Raw genomic sequence first — 17,259 nt, 5'->3', positions numbered from 1 at the left:
TACTTACAATATGGCAAGCCGTGCACTGCTACGCAAGAATAGACAGTCCGGCGAGGAAGAGGACACATTATGCAAGATCCGGCAAACCTAACTTTGGGCGACCTCCTGCGTCGCATCGCCGCTGAAAAACCTGACGCCGACTTCCTTGTGTCCGGAAGCGACAGAATCACCTTTGCGCGCTTGGACGAAGAAGTCGACCGCGTTGCAGAGGGGCTGCTTGCCGCGGGTTTCGAAAGGGGCGACCATGTGGCGCTCTGGCTCACGAACAGTCCCGACTGGGTGCGGATGCTTTTCGCGGCAGCCCGAATCGGAATGGTCGTGATTCCCATCAACACCAGGTACAAATCGGGCGAGCTGGAATATATCCTGCGCCAGTCCAACGCCCGCGGGTTGCTGATGATGGATACCTGCTGGGGCATCGACTATCCGGAACTTCTGTCCACCGTGATTCCCGATCTTGCCAGCCAACGCCCCGGAGACATCCACTCCGAGGCCTTGCCCGACCTGCATGCGATCTTCTCCTGGAAGGATACAAATATCCCGGCCGCAACCTCGATGGCCTCGCTTTTGGACACCCCGGCAAACCCCGAACGCCTTCGCGCCGCGACCGAGGCGGTCAAGCCCGAAGATCCGGTGCTGATTTGCTACACGTCCGGAACAACCGGACGGCCGAAAGGCGCAATGCATTCCCACGCGGTCATTCGCCAGTCGATGAACGTCGCGCAGGTCATGGGCATGAAAACCGGAGATGCGGCGCTTGCCCATATGCCCTTTTACCACGTGGCCGGGCTCTTCATGGGCGTTTTGCCGGCGGTCATCCACGGGATGAGCCTCATCGTAATGCCTGATTGGAGCGCCGAACGCGCGCTCGACCTTATAGAAACCGAGAAAGTGGCGCATTTCGGTGGGATTCCGACACACTTTCTCGACTGCTTCGATGCGCAGGCAAAGCGCCCGCGCGATCTGAGTACGGTGCGCGCGGCATGGATCGGTGGCGCCGCGATCAGTCCCGGCGTGGTTCGCGAGGCCCGCGAGGTCTTCTCGACACCGCATATCCTGACTTCCTACGGAATGACGGAAACCACAATCTCGACCACCTTCGCGCACTACGATGATCCCCCTGAGGTCGCCGAAGAGAACACAGGCAAACTGATTGGCGATTACGAGGCAAGAATTGTCGATCCGGGGAACGGCGCGACGCTGGGCGCCAACGAGATCGGCGAATTGCAGGTGCGTGGCCATATCGTCACCATGGGATATTACAACAACCCCGAGGCGACCCGCGAGGCGATTACCTCGGACGGCTGGTTCCGCACCGGCGATCTTGGCGTCTTCGACGCGCGCGGCTATCTGAAGATTACAGGTCGCATCAAGGAGATGTTCATCGTGGGTGGCTCAAACACCTACCCGGCCGAGATCGAGGCGCATCTGGAAACGCATCCCGCAATCCGTCAGGCAATGGTGGTGGGGGTTCCACACGAACGGCTTGGTCAGGTGGGATTTGCCTTCATTCGCCGGGTCGAAGGGGCCGATCCGATTGACGAAAAATCAGTGATCGACCATTGCCGCGGGGTGATCGCCGATTACAAAGTGCCGAGATATGTGCGCTTCGCGACCGATTTCCCGATGACCGAAAGCGGCAAGATCCAGAGACATGTACTGGTCGCTCAGGCAGAAGAAGCAGTCGGCAACGGGGCTTCCGCCCCTAAATAATGCCCATCCGCCGCAGGACGTCCCGACTAAACAGATTGGTCGGGACGACGGCGGGCATCAACCATGTTCAACGTCAGATCAGCCAGGAGTTGGGATACGTCCTCAAGCGTGAGCCGGCCTCCGGGCTTGAACCAGGTGAAGATCCAGCAAACCATCCCGGCGATCGCACGTGCCGTTACCGGCACGTCATCTATGCGGAAATCACCCGTTTCGACACCCTTCAGCAGCAGTTCCTCAAGGCGTGCGTCGAACTTCTTTCGCTGCGCAAGTACATAACGGGAAACCTCGGGCGACAGGTTCAGTTCCTCGCGGAAAAAAACAGATACGTAATTTTGATTTTGGCCCTGCACCCAGGCAAAGCGGCGCACAAACTTGTAAAGCGACACGGTAGCCGAGAGATCTTCGGAAAAGACCTCGTTCATGACCAGATGCGGCAAATCAATCGTGGCAATACAGATCTGCTCGAGGATGTCCTGCTTGTTCTTCGTGTAGTAATAGATGAAGGGTTTGGTTACCCCGATCATATTGGCCAGTTCACTGACCGACGCACCACTGTATCCCTTCTGGCTGAAAAGCTCGGCCGCCGTGCTCAGAATGCGCTCGCGGCGGTACGAGTGCAGTTCTTCACGGATTGAACCGCTGCTGTCCGCCTTGTCGTCGGGCACCGCAGGTGTCTTCGTTCCTTCGGAAAGGCCCGCTTCATCGAGGTTCAGGATCGATGGGATATCTCGCCTTGACGTGCGCACTTTTGCAATGCCTCCGTTGCGCTGCCAAGCCGTTCATATACCCTACGTCGCGATAAGCAACCCGAATATGCCAGTCTACCCCATCAGTCGCAGGGAAGACCAAGCTGTTTTGCGATCGCGCGCAGCTGGATCTCGAAACTGCCGACCGTGACCGGCGCCACGAGCGCGTCAAGCGCCATGCGCATGACGGGCAGCTCCTCGGTAAGCCCCCAGCCGCCGCCAATGTGCAAGGCAGACTGGGTGACCCGCACGACCGCCTGGGTCACAAACAGCTTGGCGCAGGATACCTGCTGAATCAGATCGCCAATCGGGCATCCGCTGTCCCAGCGGTCAGCCGCCTCATAGGCAAGAAGGCGCGCCGCTTCGATGTCGGTCTGGTTCTGCGCCAGCATAAAGGCAATGGACTGGTTGGCCCCGATCGGACGTCCGAACTGGTGGCGGGTCTTGGCATAATCCAGCGCCCAGTCCTGGGCGTGCTGCATGTGTCCCAGCCAACGCGCCGACACAAGGATACGCTCGCGATTGAACCCCGCCATGATCTGACGAAAGCCCGCCGGAACCCGCCGGGCCTCGGGAACACGCACCCCGTTCAGGTGCACCCGGTAGGTGGGGGCAGGACGGTTGGCATAGGTGGGGATGCGCGACACCTCGACACCGGGGCTGTTCCGATCAACGGCAAAAAAGCTCATGCCTTCGCGACCGCGCTCACGGTCGGTCTGTGCCAGCAGCACCAGAACATCGGCCTCACCGGCCAGCGTGATAAAGGACTTGATCCCGTCGAGAACCCAGTCGTCACCGTCACGTCGCGCCGTGGACTTCACGTTCTGGACGTCGTTACCGGCATCGGGTTCGGTCACCGCGATGGCCAGGATCTTCTCGCCATTGATCGAGGCCCGTGCGAGGTCCTGCTGCTCGGGAGTCCCGAAGTCATGCAGAATCCCGCCAGCCACACCCTGAATGATCAGCGCGTTGGGAAGCCCTGGATTGACACGTGCACATTCCTCGATGCAGATCGCCTCTTCGTACACACCAAGATCGGCCCCCCCCACGTCGGCAGGGGCGGCAATACCAATGAGACCCGCCTTCGCGGCAGCGGTAAAGAACGGCCTCGGAAATTCGCTTTCACGGTCGGCCTTCTCCCAGATCGGGCCAATCTCACGCTCGGCGAAACGCCGACATGTATCGCGAAACATGACACGGTCTACGGTTTCGCCGGGGCGGCGACGTTCGGTTGTCATTGTGCTGCCCCCGCGTTTTTGGTTTTCGACGACAACCGCGCCCGGTGACGTTCAATCGCCTCATCCACGCCGGGCGCTGCAAAGTTGCGGTGCATCATGCCCCCGGCAAGCTTCATCTGTTCGCCAAATGGCAGGCCGGCAGCATTTTCAGAGAATTCACGCCCCAGCGCAAGCGAAGCACGAATATCCAGATAATGGCTGACCCGTTCCTCGGCCCGGTCGCGAAATCCTTCTACCGGCAATACTTCCGTGACCAGCCCCAGCCCAAACGCCTCATCGGCCGCCAACGCACGTCCGGTGGCGCACAGCCGCCAAGCCAGGGAGCTTGGGATCTTTTGGATCAACAACGCGTGCAGCAAAAAGGGATACATGCGGAACTGGATCTCGGGGTAGCTGACGGACAAATCGTCCCGCGCAATCACAATATCGCTGAGACAGGGGAAAATGGTGCCGCCGCCCTTGGCGTAACCGTGCGCCACGGTGATGATCAGCGCCGGGCAGGTCTCGATCGCCTCGGACAGGCCAAGGATCACCTCTTCCTGGCGCTCAAGACCCTCGCGTCCGGCTCGCAATTCCGAGATATCGGCGCCGGCCGAAAAGCCGCGATCACCCGCCGCGTCAATGATCAGGGCGTTCTCACCTGGTGCGCCGCCGATGCCGCGCACGATGCCCGCGATCTCCTCCATCATGTCGGCTGACAGGGCATTCGACTTTGCCGTACGGTCGATGGTGATGCGCGTTACGGCACCGTCGTTCTGGAGTTTTAGGTCGGTCATCTTGGGTCTTTCGGGGGATCAACGGAAAGTACCCTGTCTACCGCAACGCAGCAGGGTCATGAAAAGGGGCGCGCTCGAACGCATGGTTCAACGCTTGCTTGCGCGCGACAAAGCCTTCGCCTGCGGCGTCCGCCAGACGGGCAGCGACATCCCGCGCCACGGATTCAAGCCGGTCAGCGGGGACAATTTCATTCACAAAACCCCGCGAAAGGGCTTCATCAGATCCCATGCGACGCGCGGTCATGATCAGCTCACGCGCGGCGGGCAACCCGATCCGGCGCGGCAAAAGGTAAAGCGACGCCATGTCGGGAATGACGCCAATTCGTCCGAATATCTGGCAAAACCAGGCGCGCGGTGTGCAAAGGATCGCATCCCCCGCCATCGCCAGGCTAAAGCCCGCACCCGCACAGGGGCCATCGACGGCCACGACAACAGGTTTCGGGAAATCCACGAAATCGGCGAACCAGGCGTGCAGACCCTGAATGCGATGCCGCGTGGCGATCGCCCGGTCTGCCCCCTCGCGCAGGCTTTTCAGGTCGCCCCCGGCGCAAAAGGCACCGCCGCGCCCGGTAAGAACCACCGCGCGAACGCTGTCATCGTCACGGCCCTGCGCAATCGCCTCGGCCAGTTCCGCACGCATCCCTAGGCTCAGGGCATTGCGTTGCGTAGGTTCGTTGAGCGCGATCAGCAGGACGCCGTCGGCCTCTTCGGTCTGTATATGCCAGTAGGCCATGTGTTTCGGGAATCTGGTATTATGTTCTGTATTGCGTTCTGGTCGGGCGCCGCAGCGTGGCGGCGCCCAGTGTCACGCTTCAAAGGCCGTAGCTCGACGCATCGAGGTTGGAATAGACGTCGTCCCGCAGACGCTCACCCATCTTCTGGGCGTCGCGTCCGGTTTCTTCGGCGATGCCTTTCCACTTTTCGACCAGAGTGATGAAATCATCCCGGATCGTTTCTGGGTCTTCGATCTTGTATTGCTCGCGGGCAATCCGATAGATCGTGTCGAGATCCTGCTCCTGGAACTCGGTCATCTTGGCCTTAAGTTCTTCGCTCGGCTCGATGACCTCGAGGTCGCCACCCGCCCGAGCCGCATCCAGTGCTGCTTCGGATTCTTCCAGATAAGCTCCGGTGATGCGCATCATCGCGGCCGACGTCGAATCGAGGAATGCACGGCGCTCCTGCTCTGACAGATCAGCCCAGCTGCCTGCAGCGAACACGAAGGGGGACGAAACCCGGTGCATTGCTACGGGCATTGTGATCACGCTCTTGGCAACGTCAGCAAGCGAATGGGTCTGAAGGATCGCGGCGGGATTGAGGGTGATGTCCACCGCACCGCGGTTCATCATCTCATAAATTTCCGAACCGCCCACATTGATCGGCGACAGGCCAAAATAATCCGCCCAACGCGAGTTGTAGTCACCGCCCGGAATCCGTACCCGCTTGGCCATCAGATCCTCGGGAGTGCGATAGACCTCGCGGTTGACAAGAAGGAGCGGCGCAGCTGTGTAAGAACCTGTAAAGACCACACCTGCCGCCTTGAATTCATCCAGGCAACGTTGGCACTTGGTCATAACGTATTCGTTAAACGCACCGGCAACGACAAGCGTGTCATCTGTAGGCGCCGCCAGATCGTTGAGATATTGTATCACCGGGAACTCGGCGGGATGATAGGTCAAAATCACCATCCCGGCATCGACTGCGCCCGCCTGCAGGCCGCCAAGCGTTGCCTGCGCACTCAGCGGTGTACCACCGGTAAAGAGCTTGATATCAATCTCGCCGTCGCTGGCCTCTTTTATCTCTTCGATCAGCGGAATAGAACCCTTGGTGACAACCACGTGTTTGGGAAGCACATATTGGTTCAATGTAAGTGACTTCGCCGCCGCATCATCTGCGGTAAACGCCCCTGCCAAAAGCAGCGCCGAGGCGGTTAAAGCGGTTCTATTTAGTGCCCTGTAAAACAAAAATCCGTTCCTCCGTTGTGTGTGAGCTAAACCGCCCAAGCCATTTTTTAGTATCGCGACCTCCCCTCCAGGAGATCGCTCTTCCAGAACATCTTCCCTCCAGAAAATGGTCAAAAAACCATACGGTAGTATTAACTTCCCTGTCAAGGCGGTTTCCGATCAGTTTGAGCGCCTCCCGCCCGAAAGAGTCGCATCAACAGCAAATCATGGCGCTTTTTACGTGTTATCAGCAAAATATGCGGCTGAAACGGCCGCGTTGACAACCTAAAGCTTCGCTTGTACTACCTCTGAGTAGAAAAACGTAACACTGACGCGAGACGCGCGCCTTGGCGATCTGGAGACATACACAGGCCACCGAGATGGAGAATTTGATGACACAACGCCAGACTCAAAGCCTAACGCCCCGAACCGAGCCTTCTTCGGATCAAGAAAGCGCTCCCGTGGTGCGGACCGAAGTTCTTGTAATTGGTGCAGGCGTATGCGGCATCTATACATTGTATCGCCTGCGCGAACTCGGCTTTAAAACGATTGTTCTGGAAGCGGGCGATGCGCCCGGCGGCACCTGGTACTGGAACCGCTATCCCGGCTGCCGCTTTGATTCCGAAAGCTACACCTACGGCTACTCCTTCTCGCCCGAACTCCTTCAGGAATGGGACTGGAAAGAGCGTTTCGCCCCGCAGCCGGAAACCCTTTCCTACCTCAATTATGTCGTCGAAAAGTTCGACCTGCGCCGCCATATGGTGTTTGGCAGCCGGGTAAGCGATGCTATCTTTGACGAGGCCGAGAACGAGTGGGTGGTGCAGACCGAGGATGGCGCTGTCTACCGCAGCACCTATCTGATGACCGCCGTCGGCATGCTGTCCGCGCCGACCCTGCCGCGCATCGAGGGCCGGGAATCCTTTGGCGGCACGGCGTTTCATACCTATGACTGGCCGCAGGAGAAAACCGATTTCACCGGCGAACGCGTCGGCGTCATCGGAACCGGTGCGACCGGTGTCCAAATCATTCCGGTCGTCGCCAAACAGGCCAAAGAGCTTTACGTGTTCCAGCGGCGCCCGAACTGGTGCGCCCCCTTGCATAATTCGCCGATTCCGCCCGAAGAAATGGCCCGAATCAAAGCGCGTTATGACGAGATATTCGAGAAGTGCAGCAAGACGCCCGGGGGTTTCCTGCACGGCCCGGACCGCCGCAAATTCAACGAAGTTTCCGAAGAAGATCGCCTTGCTTTCTGGGAAGAGCTTTACGCCTCGCCCGGGTTCGGGGTCTGGGTCGGAAACTTTGTCGAGGTGCTGACCGACCCCGAGGTGAATGCCGAATACACCGCCTTCATCGCCGACAAGATCCGCCAGCGGGTCCACAATCGCGAAGTGGCCGAAAAACTGATCCCGAAAGATCACGGATTTGGCACCAGACGCGTACCGCTCGAAACGCGCTATTACGAAGCCTACAATCAGGACAATGTTCACCTTATTGATGTCAAGGAATCCCCGATCGAACGGATCACGCCCAAAGGGGTTCGCACTGCGGACGGGGAATACGAACTCGACAGCTTGATTTACGCCACCGGCTTTGACGCCATCACCGGCTCTTTCGACCGGATCAATATCATCGGCCGGAACGGGCAAAGCCTGCGCGACCAATGGAACGAAGGACCGCTTACTTTCCTCGGCGTCCAGTCGCACGGGTTCCCGAATTTGTTCACGCTGGCCGGTCCTCAGGGCGGTTCGGTGTCGACAAATTTCCCGCGCGGAATCGAAGACATCGTGGACTGGGTTGCCGACTTCCTTGTGACGCTTCGCGACAAGGGCGTTCAGCGGGTCGAACCGCAGCAGGATGCGGTTGACGCCTGGCAAAAGGAAGTCCGCGACCTTTACCAGATGACGCTGTTCCACACCGCGAAATCCTGGTTCACCGGGTATAACTCAAACATCGAAGGCCGCGACGGAATCCGCTACCTCATCTATAATGGCGGCTCTCCCCGGTATCGGCGCCGCCTGGAAGAGGTGGCGAACAAAGGCTACGAAGGTTTCGATCTGCAATAAACGCTGGCGCACCGCCATCCCTCGCGAAAAGATCGCCACCATATCTTTTCGCGGGCCTGTCATCTTTTCGTGGGCCTGTTTGCGGGCCTGTCGGCCTTGATGACGCAAAAAATGAGATGTCATTCGCTCCCCTGAAACGATATCTCGCCTTGAAGCCACCTTGTTGCATGGGTCGCAGATTTCGGCGACGACGCGAGCGCTGACATCGGCTCTGATGATGTGACCGCCCCCCGACGGCATCTCTGTGCCAAGGTGGGTCTGCGATGATCCACAAAGGAGGACGGTCATGTCGGAGATTATCACGGTCGGGCTCGATCTGGCGAAGAATGTGTTCCAGGTGCATGGGGCGGACGCCGCAGGCGGTGCGGTGCTACGGAAGAAGCTGCGGCGCACGCAGGTGCTGGGGTTCTTTGAGGCTTTGCCGCCTTGCGTCGTGGCGATGGAAGCCTGTGGTGGTGCACATTACTGGGGTCGAGAGATTGGCAAGCTTGGACATGAGGTCCGGCTGATCCCTCCGGCCTACGTGAAGCCCTTCGTCAAACGGCAGAAGAATGACGCCGCCGACGCCGAGGCGATTTGCGAAGCTGCACAGCGTCCGACGATGCGCTTCGTGTCGGTGAAGAGCGAAGAGACCCAAGGGGCGGCGATGGTGTTCCGCGTGCGCGAGTTACTGATCCGGCAGCGCACCCAGGCGATCAACGCCCTGCGCGGTCACCTTGCCGAGTTCGGGCAGGTTGTGCCGCAGGGCGCTGCCAATGCCTCGAAGCTGATCGCCATCGTCGAAGATCCAGAGAGCGGGTTGCCCGCCGAGGCGACAGCCACCCTGCAGGTTCTGATCGGATCCTTGGCGCACCTCGAGGCGCAGATCGGGAGGCTCGATGCCGAGATCTCACGCTGCGCCAAAGAGAACGAGGTCGCCCGACGGCTGATGACGGTGCCGGGCATCGGCCCGCTGATCGCGACGGCCATCGCGACACTTGCGCCGCCTCCCGAGACCTTCCGGAAGGCCCGGGATTTTGCAGCCTGGCTCGGGTTGGTGCCCAGGCAACACTCGACCGGTGGCAAGCAGCGCCTCGGAGCGACGACGAAGATGGGCGAGCGGTCTCTCAGGCGGCTGCTGATCATTGGCGCCAACAGCGTGATCATCAAGCGCCACGTCCATCGTGAAGCTCAACCCGGCACATGGCTGGGGAACATGCTGTCGCGCAAGCCGTCGATGCTGGTGCGTGTCGCGCTGGCGAACAAGATGGCGCGGATTGTCTGGGCTTTGATGGCCCGCGGTGGCGTATACCAGTCTCCGGCCGTGGCAGCGTAAGCAGCCGTCGGTCGCGAGGACGTCGGAGCGGAAGAGGGCAAGGAGCAGTTTGGCGCAACAGTCGTGAGACGGGATCGGGAGAACCAGTGTGCAACAGAGTGCCTTTGAGCACGCGGCTTTGATCTGGACCCGACCTTCGAACACCATACGGGCCCGCGGCATGACCAAGGCCGCATCAGAGGCCGGACACATGTCAGCACCCGGTGACGCGCGGAAAGCAGCTCTGAAATTACCCCTTGCGCAAGGGGCGGTTACACATGTTGCACAAATCGTGTGAGGGATTCATCTCGTGAATCCAGCGTGGTAGCTGGGATGCATGAGCAGACCTACACCCCCAACCTACAGAACCAGGAACTGGCCAGCCTACAATGAAGCGCTCAAACGCCGGGGCTCGCTGACGATCTGGTTCGACCCTGAGATGAGCGTATCCCTCCGGCGGAGGCCGTCTGACGGGATTTCGGCGTCGGTGCTAAGTCCGACCTTATGGCCGACCATAAGTTCAGACCCGAGATCGAAGTCCTTTCTGCCGAAGACGTGCCGCGTCGGCGATACTGGGATGATGCGGACAAGATCCGGATCGTAGAGGAGAGCTTTCTGGGGCACCGCCAGGTCTCGGCGACGGCGCGGCGGCATAGTGTGTCGCGCTCGTTGCTGACGATATGGCGGCGGCAGTATCGCGACGGTGAGCTTGGCAACGAGGCGCCGCCTTCGTTTTTCCCGCTGAGGGTTTCGCCCAAGGCGCCTGCGGCAGTGTCCGTTACGGCGCAGGAGGCGCCGCGCGACACCCCGGACGTCCAGCTCGAGATCGTGCTCAGAAACGGTCGGCGGCTTCTGGTCCCGTCTTCGGTGGACCCGGAGATTTTGGCGCGGCTGCTACCTGCCCTGGAGTGCCGATGATCGCCTTCCCGGCGGGGGTGCGCGTGTGGATCGCAGGCGGAGTGACGGACATGCGGCGCGGTATGAACACCCTGGCGCTGACGGTTCAGCAGGGTCTCGGGCGCGATCCGCATGCCGGCGAGATCTTCTGCTTCCGCGGGCGCAAGGGCGACCTGGTCAAACTTCTTTGGCACGACGGGGTCGGTATGTCGCTCTACACGAAGCGGCTGGAGGCGGGGAAGTTCATCTGGCCGACCAGCGGAAGTGGTGAAGCGGTGCAGATCTCCGCAGCCCAGCTCGGGTATCTCCTGGAGGGGATCGACTGGCGCAATCCGCGTTGGACACAACGCCCTGCAAAGGCTGGATAAATCGGCCTCCTCAGACTTATTTACATAGGCTTTCTGGTGGCCGCATGGTAGGTCTCGCCCATGTCAGATGCCGCTTCCGAGATCGCCAGATTGCGCGCTGCACTCGCGGCCACGGAGGCCCGTGCCGCGGCCGCCGAGAGTGAACTGGCGCAGACCCGGGCGATGGTCTCGACCTCCGAGGCGATGATCAAGCATCTCCGGCTCGAGATCGCCAAGCTCCGGCGCGAGCAATACGGCCATAGCTCGGAACGTCGCGCCCGCCTGATCGACCAGATGGAATTGCAGCTCGAGGAACTCGAGGCCGCGGCCACCGAAGACGAGATCGCTGCCGAGAAGGTGGCGAAGACCACGACCGTCTCCGGGTTCGAGCGCCGTCGCCCGGCGCGCAAGCCCTTTCCGGAGCATCTGCCGCGCGAGCGCGTTGTGATCGAAGCCCCAACCTCCTGCACCTGCTGCGGCTCGGATCGCATCGTGAAGATGGGCGAGGACATCACCGAGACGCTCGACGTCATTCCACGGCAGTGGAAGGTGATCCAGACGGTGCGTGAGAAGTTCACCTGCCGGCAATGCGAGAAGATCAGCCAGCCGCCGGCGCCGTTCCACCCCACGCCCCGTGGCTGGGCCGGTCCGAACCTGCTGGCGATGATCTTGTTCGAGAAGTTCGGCCAGCACCAACCCTTGAACCGTCAGGCCGAGCGCTATGCGAAGGAAGGCGTCGAGATCAGCCTCTCGACGCTGGCCGATCAGGTCGGGGCCTGCGCCGTCGCGCTCGCGCCGGTCCATGCGCTGATCAGGGCCCATGTTCTTGAGGCCGCGCGGCTGCACGGCGACGACACGACGGTGCCGCTGTTGGCGAAGGGTGGCACGCAAACCGCGCGGCTCTGGACCTATGTCCGGGACGACCGCCCCTTCGGCGGCGGTAGCCCACCTGCCGCGCTGTTCCACTTCTCCCGCGACCGCGGCATGGCCAACCCCAACCGGCATCTCGCCGGATGGCAGGGCATCCTGCAAGCCGATGCCTATGGCGGCTACAATGACCTCTACCGCACCGACCGCGATCCGAGGCCAGTCGAGTCTGCGCTGTGCTGGAGCCATGCCCGGCGCAAGTTCTTCGAACTCGCCGACATCAAGGGGAACACCCGGAAGGGCAAGCCCGCCCATGACATCTCCCCCGTCGCGCTGGAGGCAGTGGCCCGGATCGACGCGATCTTCGACATCGAGCGAGGCATCAATGGGCTGACGGCGGCGGAGCGCCAGGCGGTCAGGCACCAGCTGTCCCGGCCTCTGATCGAGGGTCTTCAGGGCTGGCTGCGCGCCGAGCGCGACCGGCTGTCGAAGCACAACCCGGTCGCCAAGGCGATCGACTACATGTTCAAGGCGGAGCGCTGGCCCGCCTTCACCCGGTTCCTCGACGATGGCAGGGTCTGCCTGACGAACAATGCGGCGGAGCGGGCGCTGCGCGGTGTCGCGCTTGGCCGGAAGTCCTGGCTCTTCGCTGGCTCAGAGCGTGGTGGTGACCGCGCCGCCTTCATGTATTCCCTGATCGTCACGGCTAAGATGAACGATGTCGATCCTCAAGCCTGGCTCGCCGATGTCCTGGCCAGACTGCCCGGGACGACAGCTTCTCGGGTGCCGGATCTCTTGCCCTGGAATTGGAAGGCGTCCGAACTTCGCCGAGCGGCCTAAACCGCGGCCCACGCCGGATGGTTACAGATGAGCTGGGATGGCGCGCCGACAGGCCGGCGTGGCCGACAGCAAACCTACAGCGATGCCGCTATCCAGACCTGCCTTTCAATGAAGGTCTTGTTCGGCATGGCGCTCCGGCAGACGACCGGGTTCGTCGAAAGTCTGCTGCGACTGGTTGGCCTCGACTGGACGGTGCCCGACTTCAGCACGCTGTCGCGCCGCCAGAAGACCTTGGCTGTCAACATTCCATACCGTGGATCGAAAGGCCCGCTGCACCTGCTGATCGACAGCACCGGCATCAAGGTCGAGGGCGAAGGCGAATGGCACGCCCGCAAGCATGGTGGCCCGAAACGTCGCGTCTGGCGCAAGATCCACCTCGGGATCGACGAGGAAACGCTGGAGGTTCGGGCCGTTGAGATCACCGGGAGCCACATCGGCGATGCGCCGGTCTTGCTTTCAACGCCGACTGAACTTTCCCCAGAAGTGCCGAAGTAAAATTCCCCACTTCGGCGGGTCCGGTAATCAGCCGGTCTCAGTGATCGGCGGCTCCGTTTTTGGCTTTCGGCGGGCGGCCCCTGCGCCTGGGCGGCGGTGGCGGCGAGATGGGTGCGTTGGCGCGGACGTGCTCGGGGATCAGATCGGCGTGCGCGCGCAGGCGGTAGCTGGCGCCTTCGATCTGGATGACGACGGCATGGTGGAGCAACCGGTCGAGCAGAGCGGTCGCGACGACGGGATCGCCGAACACCTCGCCCCATTCGGCGAAGCCGCGGTTGGATGTGAGGATCATGGCACCCTTTTCGTAGCGGGCGTTGACGAGCTGGAAGAACAGGTTGGCGCCGCCGCGGGTGATGGGCAGGTAGCCGATCTCGTCTACGATGAGCAGAGACGCCCGGGCATAGAACCGGATCTTCTCCGGCAGGCGGCCCTCGCGCTCGGCCTGGGCCAGCCCCTCGATCAGCTCGGCCAGGGTGGCCCGGTAGACGCTGCGCCCGGCCTTCACCGCGGCGACGCCGAGGGCGGTGGCCAGGTGCGACTTGCCAGTGCCCGGCGGGCCGAGGAAGTGCACGACCTCGGCGCGGCGGATAAAATCGAGCTGTGCCAGGGCCGCGATCCGTTCCCGGTCGAGCGAGGGCTGGAAGCTGAACTCGAAGCTTTCCAGCGTCTTGACCGGCATCAGCTTGGCGGTGCGCAGGGCGACGTCGATGCGGCGGCTCTCGCGCGTCGCGTATTCCTCGCTCAGCAGCCCGTCGATGGCCTCGATGGCGCTGATCTCGCCCTTCTCCAGCTGCTGGAGCGTGTGGTCCAGCGCCTCCAGCGCACGAGGCATCTTGAGCCCGACCAGCGCGCCGCGGATGCGGTCGAGGAGCTCGCTCATTGCGGGGCCCCTGCGGCAAGGCGGCGGCCGACGGCGTCATAGAACTCCAGTGGCCGGCGCAGCCCCTGGCTGGGCAGCTGGTGCGGCGGTCGCGGTGGTGGCGCCCTTCGGTGGGCCGGATCGACCCGGCGCAGGGCCTTGCCCTCGAGCACGGGATGGCGGGCGATCAGCTGGCCGTCCTCGAAGATCCTGAGTTCCGTGGCATGGTGCCGGACCTCGAGCGTCCGGCGCCGGGTGGTGTCGGGGACGGAGTAGAGGTTGCCGCCGACCGAGACCATGCCGTCCTTGCTGACGCGGCGCTCGACAGTCAGCACCGCGTTGTAGGCGATGGCGGGGAGCGGGGTCAGGCTCGGCATTTCCTCGGCGAAGGCCTCGTCGACGACACGGCGGGTGGTGGCGTGGACACGCGGATTGGCGACCTCGGCCCGCCAGACGTCGAACTGGGCGTTGAGATCGTCCATGTTGCGGAAGGTGCGCGCCAGGAAGAAATCCTGCCGGATGTAACGGAACGGCCGCTCGATCTTGCCCTTCGTCTTCGCGCGATAGGGCCGGCAGGCCCGCGGCACGGCCCCATAGTGGTTCAGCAGCGCCACCAGCGCGGCGTTGTAGGTGATCACGCCGGCCTCGTCCTCGCCGATCACCGCTGTCTTCATGCGGTCGTAGAGGACCTCCTCCGGCACACCGCCAATCGCTTCGAAGGCGCCGATGTGACAGCGGAGAACCGATTGCAGGTTCTGGCTGGCAACGAACCGGCCCCAGAGCCAGCGGCTGTGCCCGAGGATCATGCTGAACAGCCAGACCTTTCGGACAACGCCGGGCTCGTCAGTGAATTCGACGGCGAACTCGGCGAAGTCCATCTGGGCCTGTCGGCCCGGAGCGGTCTCGAACCGGCGTTCGAAGGCAGTTTGCCGTGGCGGCCGGACTTCGCGCAGGAAATCCGTCACCGCGGTGTAGCCACCCTCGTATCCCATATCGCGTATCTCCCGCAGAAGCCGGGCGCCGGTGAGATCGGGAAAGGACAGCACGCGCTCCCGCAGATATGCCTCGAAGGGCTCGATGGCCCGCGGCCGCGGCGCACGCGGCCCGTAGACCGGAGCTTCAAGTCCCCGGTCGAGATGTCTGCGGACGGTCTTGCGGTCGCAGCCGACCTTCCGCGCGATGGCGCTGATGCTCAGCCCCTGCTTCCTCAGATCATGGATCAAGACGATCTCCCTCAGTCCTTTCACCTGATGGCCCCCACTGCTCTTTTTGGGGGAAGCATCCGCCAGGTGGCCCGCGGCGCCGCCGATTTTCGAATAGATGAGGTTCGAAAACGCCAGCACCGCTCACGTCTGGGGAAATTTCAAACGGCGCTTCTGGGGATATTACGAGCGGCGGTTACACTTGCCCGACCTCCTCAGCCAGATCCCGGATGACCAACAGATCGGCAGTGTCACGGCAGACGGTGCCTACGACACCCGCAAGTGCCACGATGCCATCGCTGACCGCGGTGCCCATGCCGTCATCCCGCCCCGCAGGAACGCCAAGCCGTGGAAGGTGATCACAGCTGGCGCGGCCGCACGAAACGAGGCCCTGCGCGCCGCGAAATACCTCGGCCGGGCCCTCTGGCGACGATGGAGCGGATACCACCGCAGGAGCCGCGTCGAGACCAAGATGCATTGTGTGAAACTGCTGGGCCAGCGGCTCATGGCGCGAGACTTCGACCGACAGGTCGCCGAGCTCCAGGTCCGCATCGCTGTCCTGAACGGCTACACCGCGCTCGGCATACCCGTCACGGAAGCTGTGGGATAAGTCTGTCCGGGGAAAGGGGAACCTCGGCGTTCAGCCGATTTGTGCAACATGTGTAACCGCCCCTTGCGCAAGGGGTAATTTCAGAGCTGCTTTCCGCGCGTCACCGGGTGCTGACATGTGTCCGGCCTCTGATGCGGCCTTGGTCATGCCGCGGGCCCGTATGGTGTTCGAAGGTCGGGTCCAGATCAAAGCCGCGTGCTCAAAGGCACTCTGTTGCACACTGGTTCTCCCGATCCCGTCTCACGACTGTTGCGCCAAACTGCTCCTTGCCCTCTTCCGCTCCGACGTCCTCGCGACCGACGGCTGCTTACGCTGCCACGGCCGGAGACTGGTATACGCCACCGCGGGCCATCAAAGCCCAGACAATCCGCGCCATCTTGTTCGCCAGCGCGACACGCACCAGCATCGACGGCTTGCGCGACAGCATGTTCCCCAGCCATGTGCCGGGTTGAGCTTCACGATGGACGTGGCGCTTGATGATCACGCTGTTGGCGCCAATGATCAGCAGCCGCCTGAGAGACCGCTCGCCCATCTTCGTCGTCGCTCCGAGGCGCTGCTTGCCACCGGTCGAGTGTTGCCTGGGCACCAACCCGAGCCAGGCTGCAAAATCCCGGGCCTTCCGGAAGGTCTCGGGAGGCGGCGCAAGTGTCGCGATGGCCGTCGCGATCAGCGGGCCGATGCCCGGCACCGTCATCAGCCGTCGGGCGACCTCGTTCTCTTTGGCGCAGCGTGAGATCTCGGCATCGAGCCTCCCGATCTGCGCCTCGAGGTGCGCCAAGGATCCGATCAGAACCTGCAGGGTGGCTGTCGCCTCGGCGGGCAACCCGCTCTCTGGATCTTCGACGATGGCGATCAGCTTCGAGGCATTGGCAGCGCCCTGCGGCACAACCTGCCCGAACTCGGCAAGGTGACCGCGCAGGGCGTTGATCGCCTGGGTGCGCTGCCGGATCAGTAACTCGCGCACGCGGAACACCATCGCCGCCCCTTGGGTCTCTTCGCTCTTCACCGACACGAAGCGCATCGTCGGACGCTGTGCAGCTTCGCAAATCGCCTCGGCGTCGGCGGCGTCATTCTTCTGCCGTTTGACGAAGGGCTTCACGTAGGCCGGAGGGATCAGCCGGACCTCATGTCCAAGCTTGCCAATCTCTCGACCCCAGTAATGTGCACCACCACAGGCTTCCATCGCCACGACGCAAGGCGGCAAAGCCTCAAAGAACCCCAGCACCTGCGTGCGCCGCAGCTTCTTCCGTAGCACCGCACCGCCTGCGGCGTCCGCCCCATGCACCTGGAACACATTCTTCGCCAGATCGAGCCCGACCGTGATAATCTCCGACATGACCGTCCTCCTTTGTGGATCATCGCAGACCCACCT

14 protein-coding genes and 3 pseudogenes are annotated in these 17,259 nt (G+C 62.2%); 9 read left to right on the top strand and 8 right to left on the bottom strand.

Annotated elements, in window-relative coordinates; genetic code table 11:
• Positions 1-69: 69 nt before the first annotated feature.
• Positions 70-1,713 carry a class I adenylate-forming enzyme family protein gene (locus tag OB2597_RS00080; RefSeq protein ID WP_084658438.1) on the top strand — a complete coding sequence of 548 codons (1,644 nt, stop codon included), beginning with the start codon at positions 70-72 and terminating at the stop codon, positions 1,711-1,713.
• 26 nt (positions 1,714-1,739) lie between these two features.
• Here the strand turns inward: OB2597_RS00080 and OB2597_RS00075 are convergent, their stop codons facing one another.
• The 5 genes from OB2597_RS00075 to OB2597_RS00055 form a co-directional block, all read right to left on the bottom strand.
• Complete coding sequence (locus OB2597_RS00075; protein WP_009803448.1) at positions 1,740-2,378, bottom strand: TetR/AcrR family transcriptional regulator; 639 nt, start codon at positions 2,376-2,378, stop codon at positions 1,740-1,742.
• A gap of 164 nt (positions 2,379-2,542) precedes the next feature.
• The gene (locus OB2597_RS00070; protein ID WP_084658433.1) at positions 2,543-3,697 is read right to left on the bottom strand and encodes an acyl-CoA dehydrogenase family protein; all 1,155 of its coding nucleotides are present in this window, start codon (positions 3,695-3,697) and stop codon (positions 2,543-2,545) included.
• Positions 3,694-4,473, bottom strand: coding sequence for an enoyl-CoA hydratase/isomerase family protein (locus tag OB2597_RS00065; RefSeq protein WP_009803446.1), 780 nt, complete (start codon positions 4,471-4,473; stop codon positions 3,694-3,696). Before OB2597_RS00065 ends, OB2597_RS00070 begins: the two co-directional genes overlap by 4 nt.
• A gap of 37 nt (positions 4,474-4,510) precedes the next feature.
• Complete coding sequence (locus OB2597_RS00060) at positions 4,511-5,206, bottom strand: enoyl-CoA hydratase/isomerase family protein (RefSeq protein WP_009803445.1); 696 nt, start codon at positions 5,204-5,206, stop codon at positions 4,511-4,513.
• 79 nt (positions 5,207-5,285) lie between these two features.
• Positions 5,286-6,434, bottom strand: a complete 1,149-nt coding sequence (locus OB2597_RS00055; RefSeq protein WP_161601019.1) for a C4-dicarboxylate TRAP transporter substrate-binding protein — start codon at positions 6,432-6,434, stop codon at positions 5,286-5,288.
• Between the two features lie 371 nt (positions 6,435-6,805).
• On the opposite strand from OB2597_RS00055, the gene OB2597_RS00050 reads away from it, so the two are divergent.
• From OB2597_RS00050 to OB2597_RS00025, 7 genes and pseudogenes are all read left to right on the top strand, one after another.
• Positions 6,806-8,476: a flavin-containing monooxygenase gene (locus tag OB2597_RS00050; protein ID WP_084658489.1), complete on the top strand. Its 1,671-nt coding sequence runs from the start codon at positions 6,806-6,808 to the stop codon at positions 8,474-8,476.
• 286 nt (positions 8,477-8,762) lie between these two features.
• Positions 8,763-9,791, top strand: a complete 1,029-nt coding sequence (locus OB2597_RS00045; protein WP_009803435.1) for an IS110 family RNA-guided transposase — start codon at positions 8,763-8,765, stop codon at positions 9,789-9,791.
• 316 nt (positions 9,792-10,107) lie between these two features.
• Positions 10,108-10,215, top strand: a pseudogene (locus tag OB2597_RS21680) (IS5/IS1182 family transposase); the annotation flags it as partial.
• A 59-nt stretch (positions 10,216-10,274) separates the two neighbouring features.
• On the top strand, positions 10,275-10,688 hold the full coding sequence (gene tnpA, locus OB2597_RS00040; RefSeq protein ID WP_009803442.1) for an IS66-like element accessory protein TnpA: 414 nt from the start codon (positions 10,275-10,277) through the stop codon (positions 10,686-10,688).
• Complete coding sequence (gene tnpB, locus OB2597_RS00035; RefSeq protein WP_009803441.1) at positions 10,685-11,035, top strand: IS66 family insertion sequence element accessory protein TnpB; 351 nt, start codon at positions 10,685-10,687, stop codon at positions 11,033-11,035. The genes tnpA and tnpB overlap by 4 nt, the downstream gene beginning before the upstream one ends.
• Positions 11,036-11,095: 60 nt before the next feature.
• Positions 11,096-12,721, top strand: coding sequence for an IS66 family transposase (tnpC, locus tag OB2597_RS00030; protein WP_009803440.1), 1,626 nt, complete (start codon positions 11,096-11,098; stop codon positions 12,719-12,721).
• Between the two features lie 27 nt (positions 12,722-12,748).
• Positions 12,749-13,204: pseudogene (locus tag OB2597_RS00025) on the top strand (IS5 family transposase); the annotation flags it as partial.
• Positions 13,205-13,253: 49 nt separating this feature from the next.
• Here OB2597_RS00025 and istB read toward each other — a convergent pair.
• Together istB and istA are read right to left on the bottom strand one after the other, a co-directional pair.
• Positions 13,254-14,096, bottom strand: coding sequence for an IS21-like element helper ATPase IstB (gene istB, locus OB2597_RS00020; protein WP_009803438.1), 843 nt, complete (start codon positions 14,094-14,096; stop codon positions 13,254-13,256).
• Positions 14,093-15,322 carry an IS21 family transposase gene (gene istA, locus OB2597_RS00015; protein WP_040608797.1) on the bottom strand — a complete coding sequence of 410 codons (1,230 nt, stop codon included), beginning with the start codon at positions 15,320-15,322 and terminating at the stop codon, positions 14,093-14,095. Before istA ends, istB begins: the two co-directional genes overlap by 4 nt.
• A gap of 157 nt (positions 15,323-15,479) precedes the next feature.
• Here istA and OB2597_RS00010 point away from each other — a divergent pair.
• A pseudogene (locus OB2597_RS00010) lies at positions 15,480-15,887 on the top strand (IS5 family transposase); the annotation flags it as partial.
• A 307-nt stretch (positions 15,888-16,194) separates the two neighbouring features.
• Here OB2597_RS00010 and OB2597_RS00005 read toward each other — a convergent pair.
• On the bottom strand, positions 16,195-17,223 hold the full coding sequence (locus OB2597_RS00005; protein ID WP_009803435.1) for an IS110 family RNA-guided transposase: 1,029 nt from the start codon (positions 17,221-17,223) through the stop codon (positions 16,195-16,197).
• Between the last annotated feature and the right edge of the window lie 36 nt (positions 17,224-17,259).

It is taken from the genome of Pseudooceanicola batsensis HTCC2597, from assembly GCF_000152725.1.
GTDB classification, from domain to species: Bacteria; Pseudomonadota; Alphaproteobacteria; order Rhodobacterales; family Rhodobacteraceae; genus Pseudooceanicola; species Pseudooceanicola batsensis.
The sequence above is the reverse complement of the archived record's forward strand: the minus strand, read 5'-3'. Positions and strand labels throughout refer to the sequence as shown.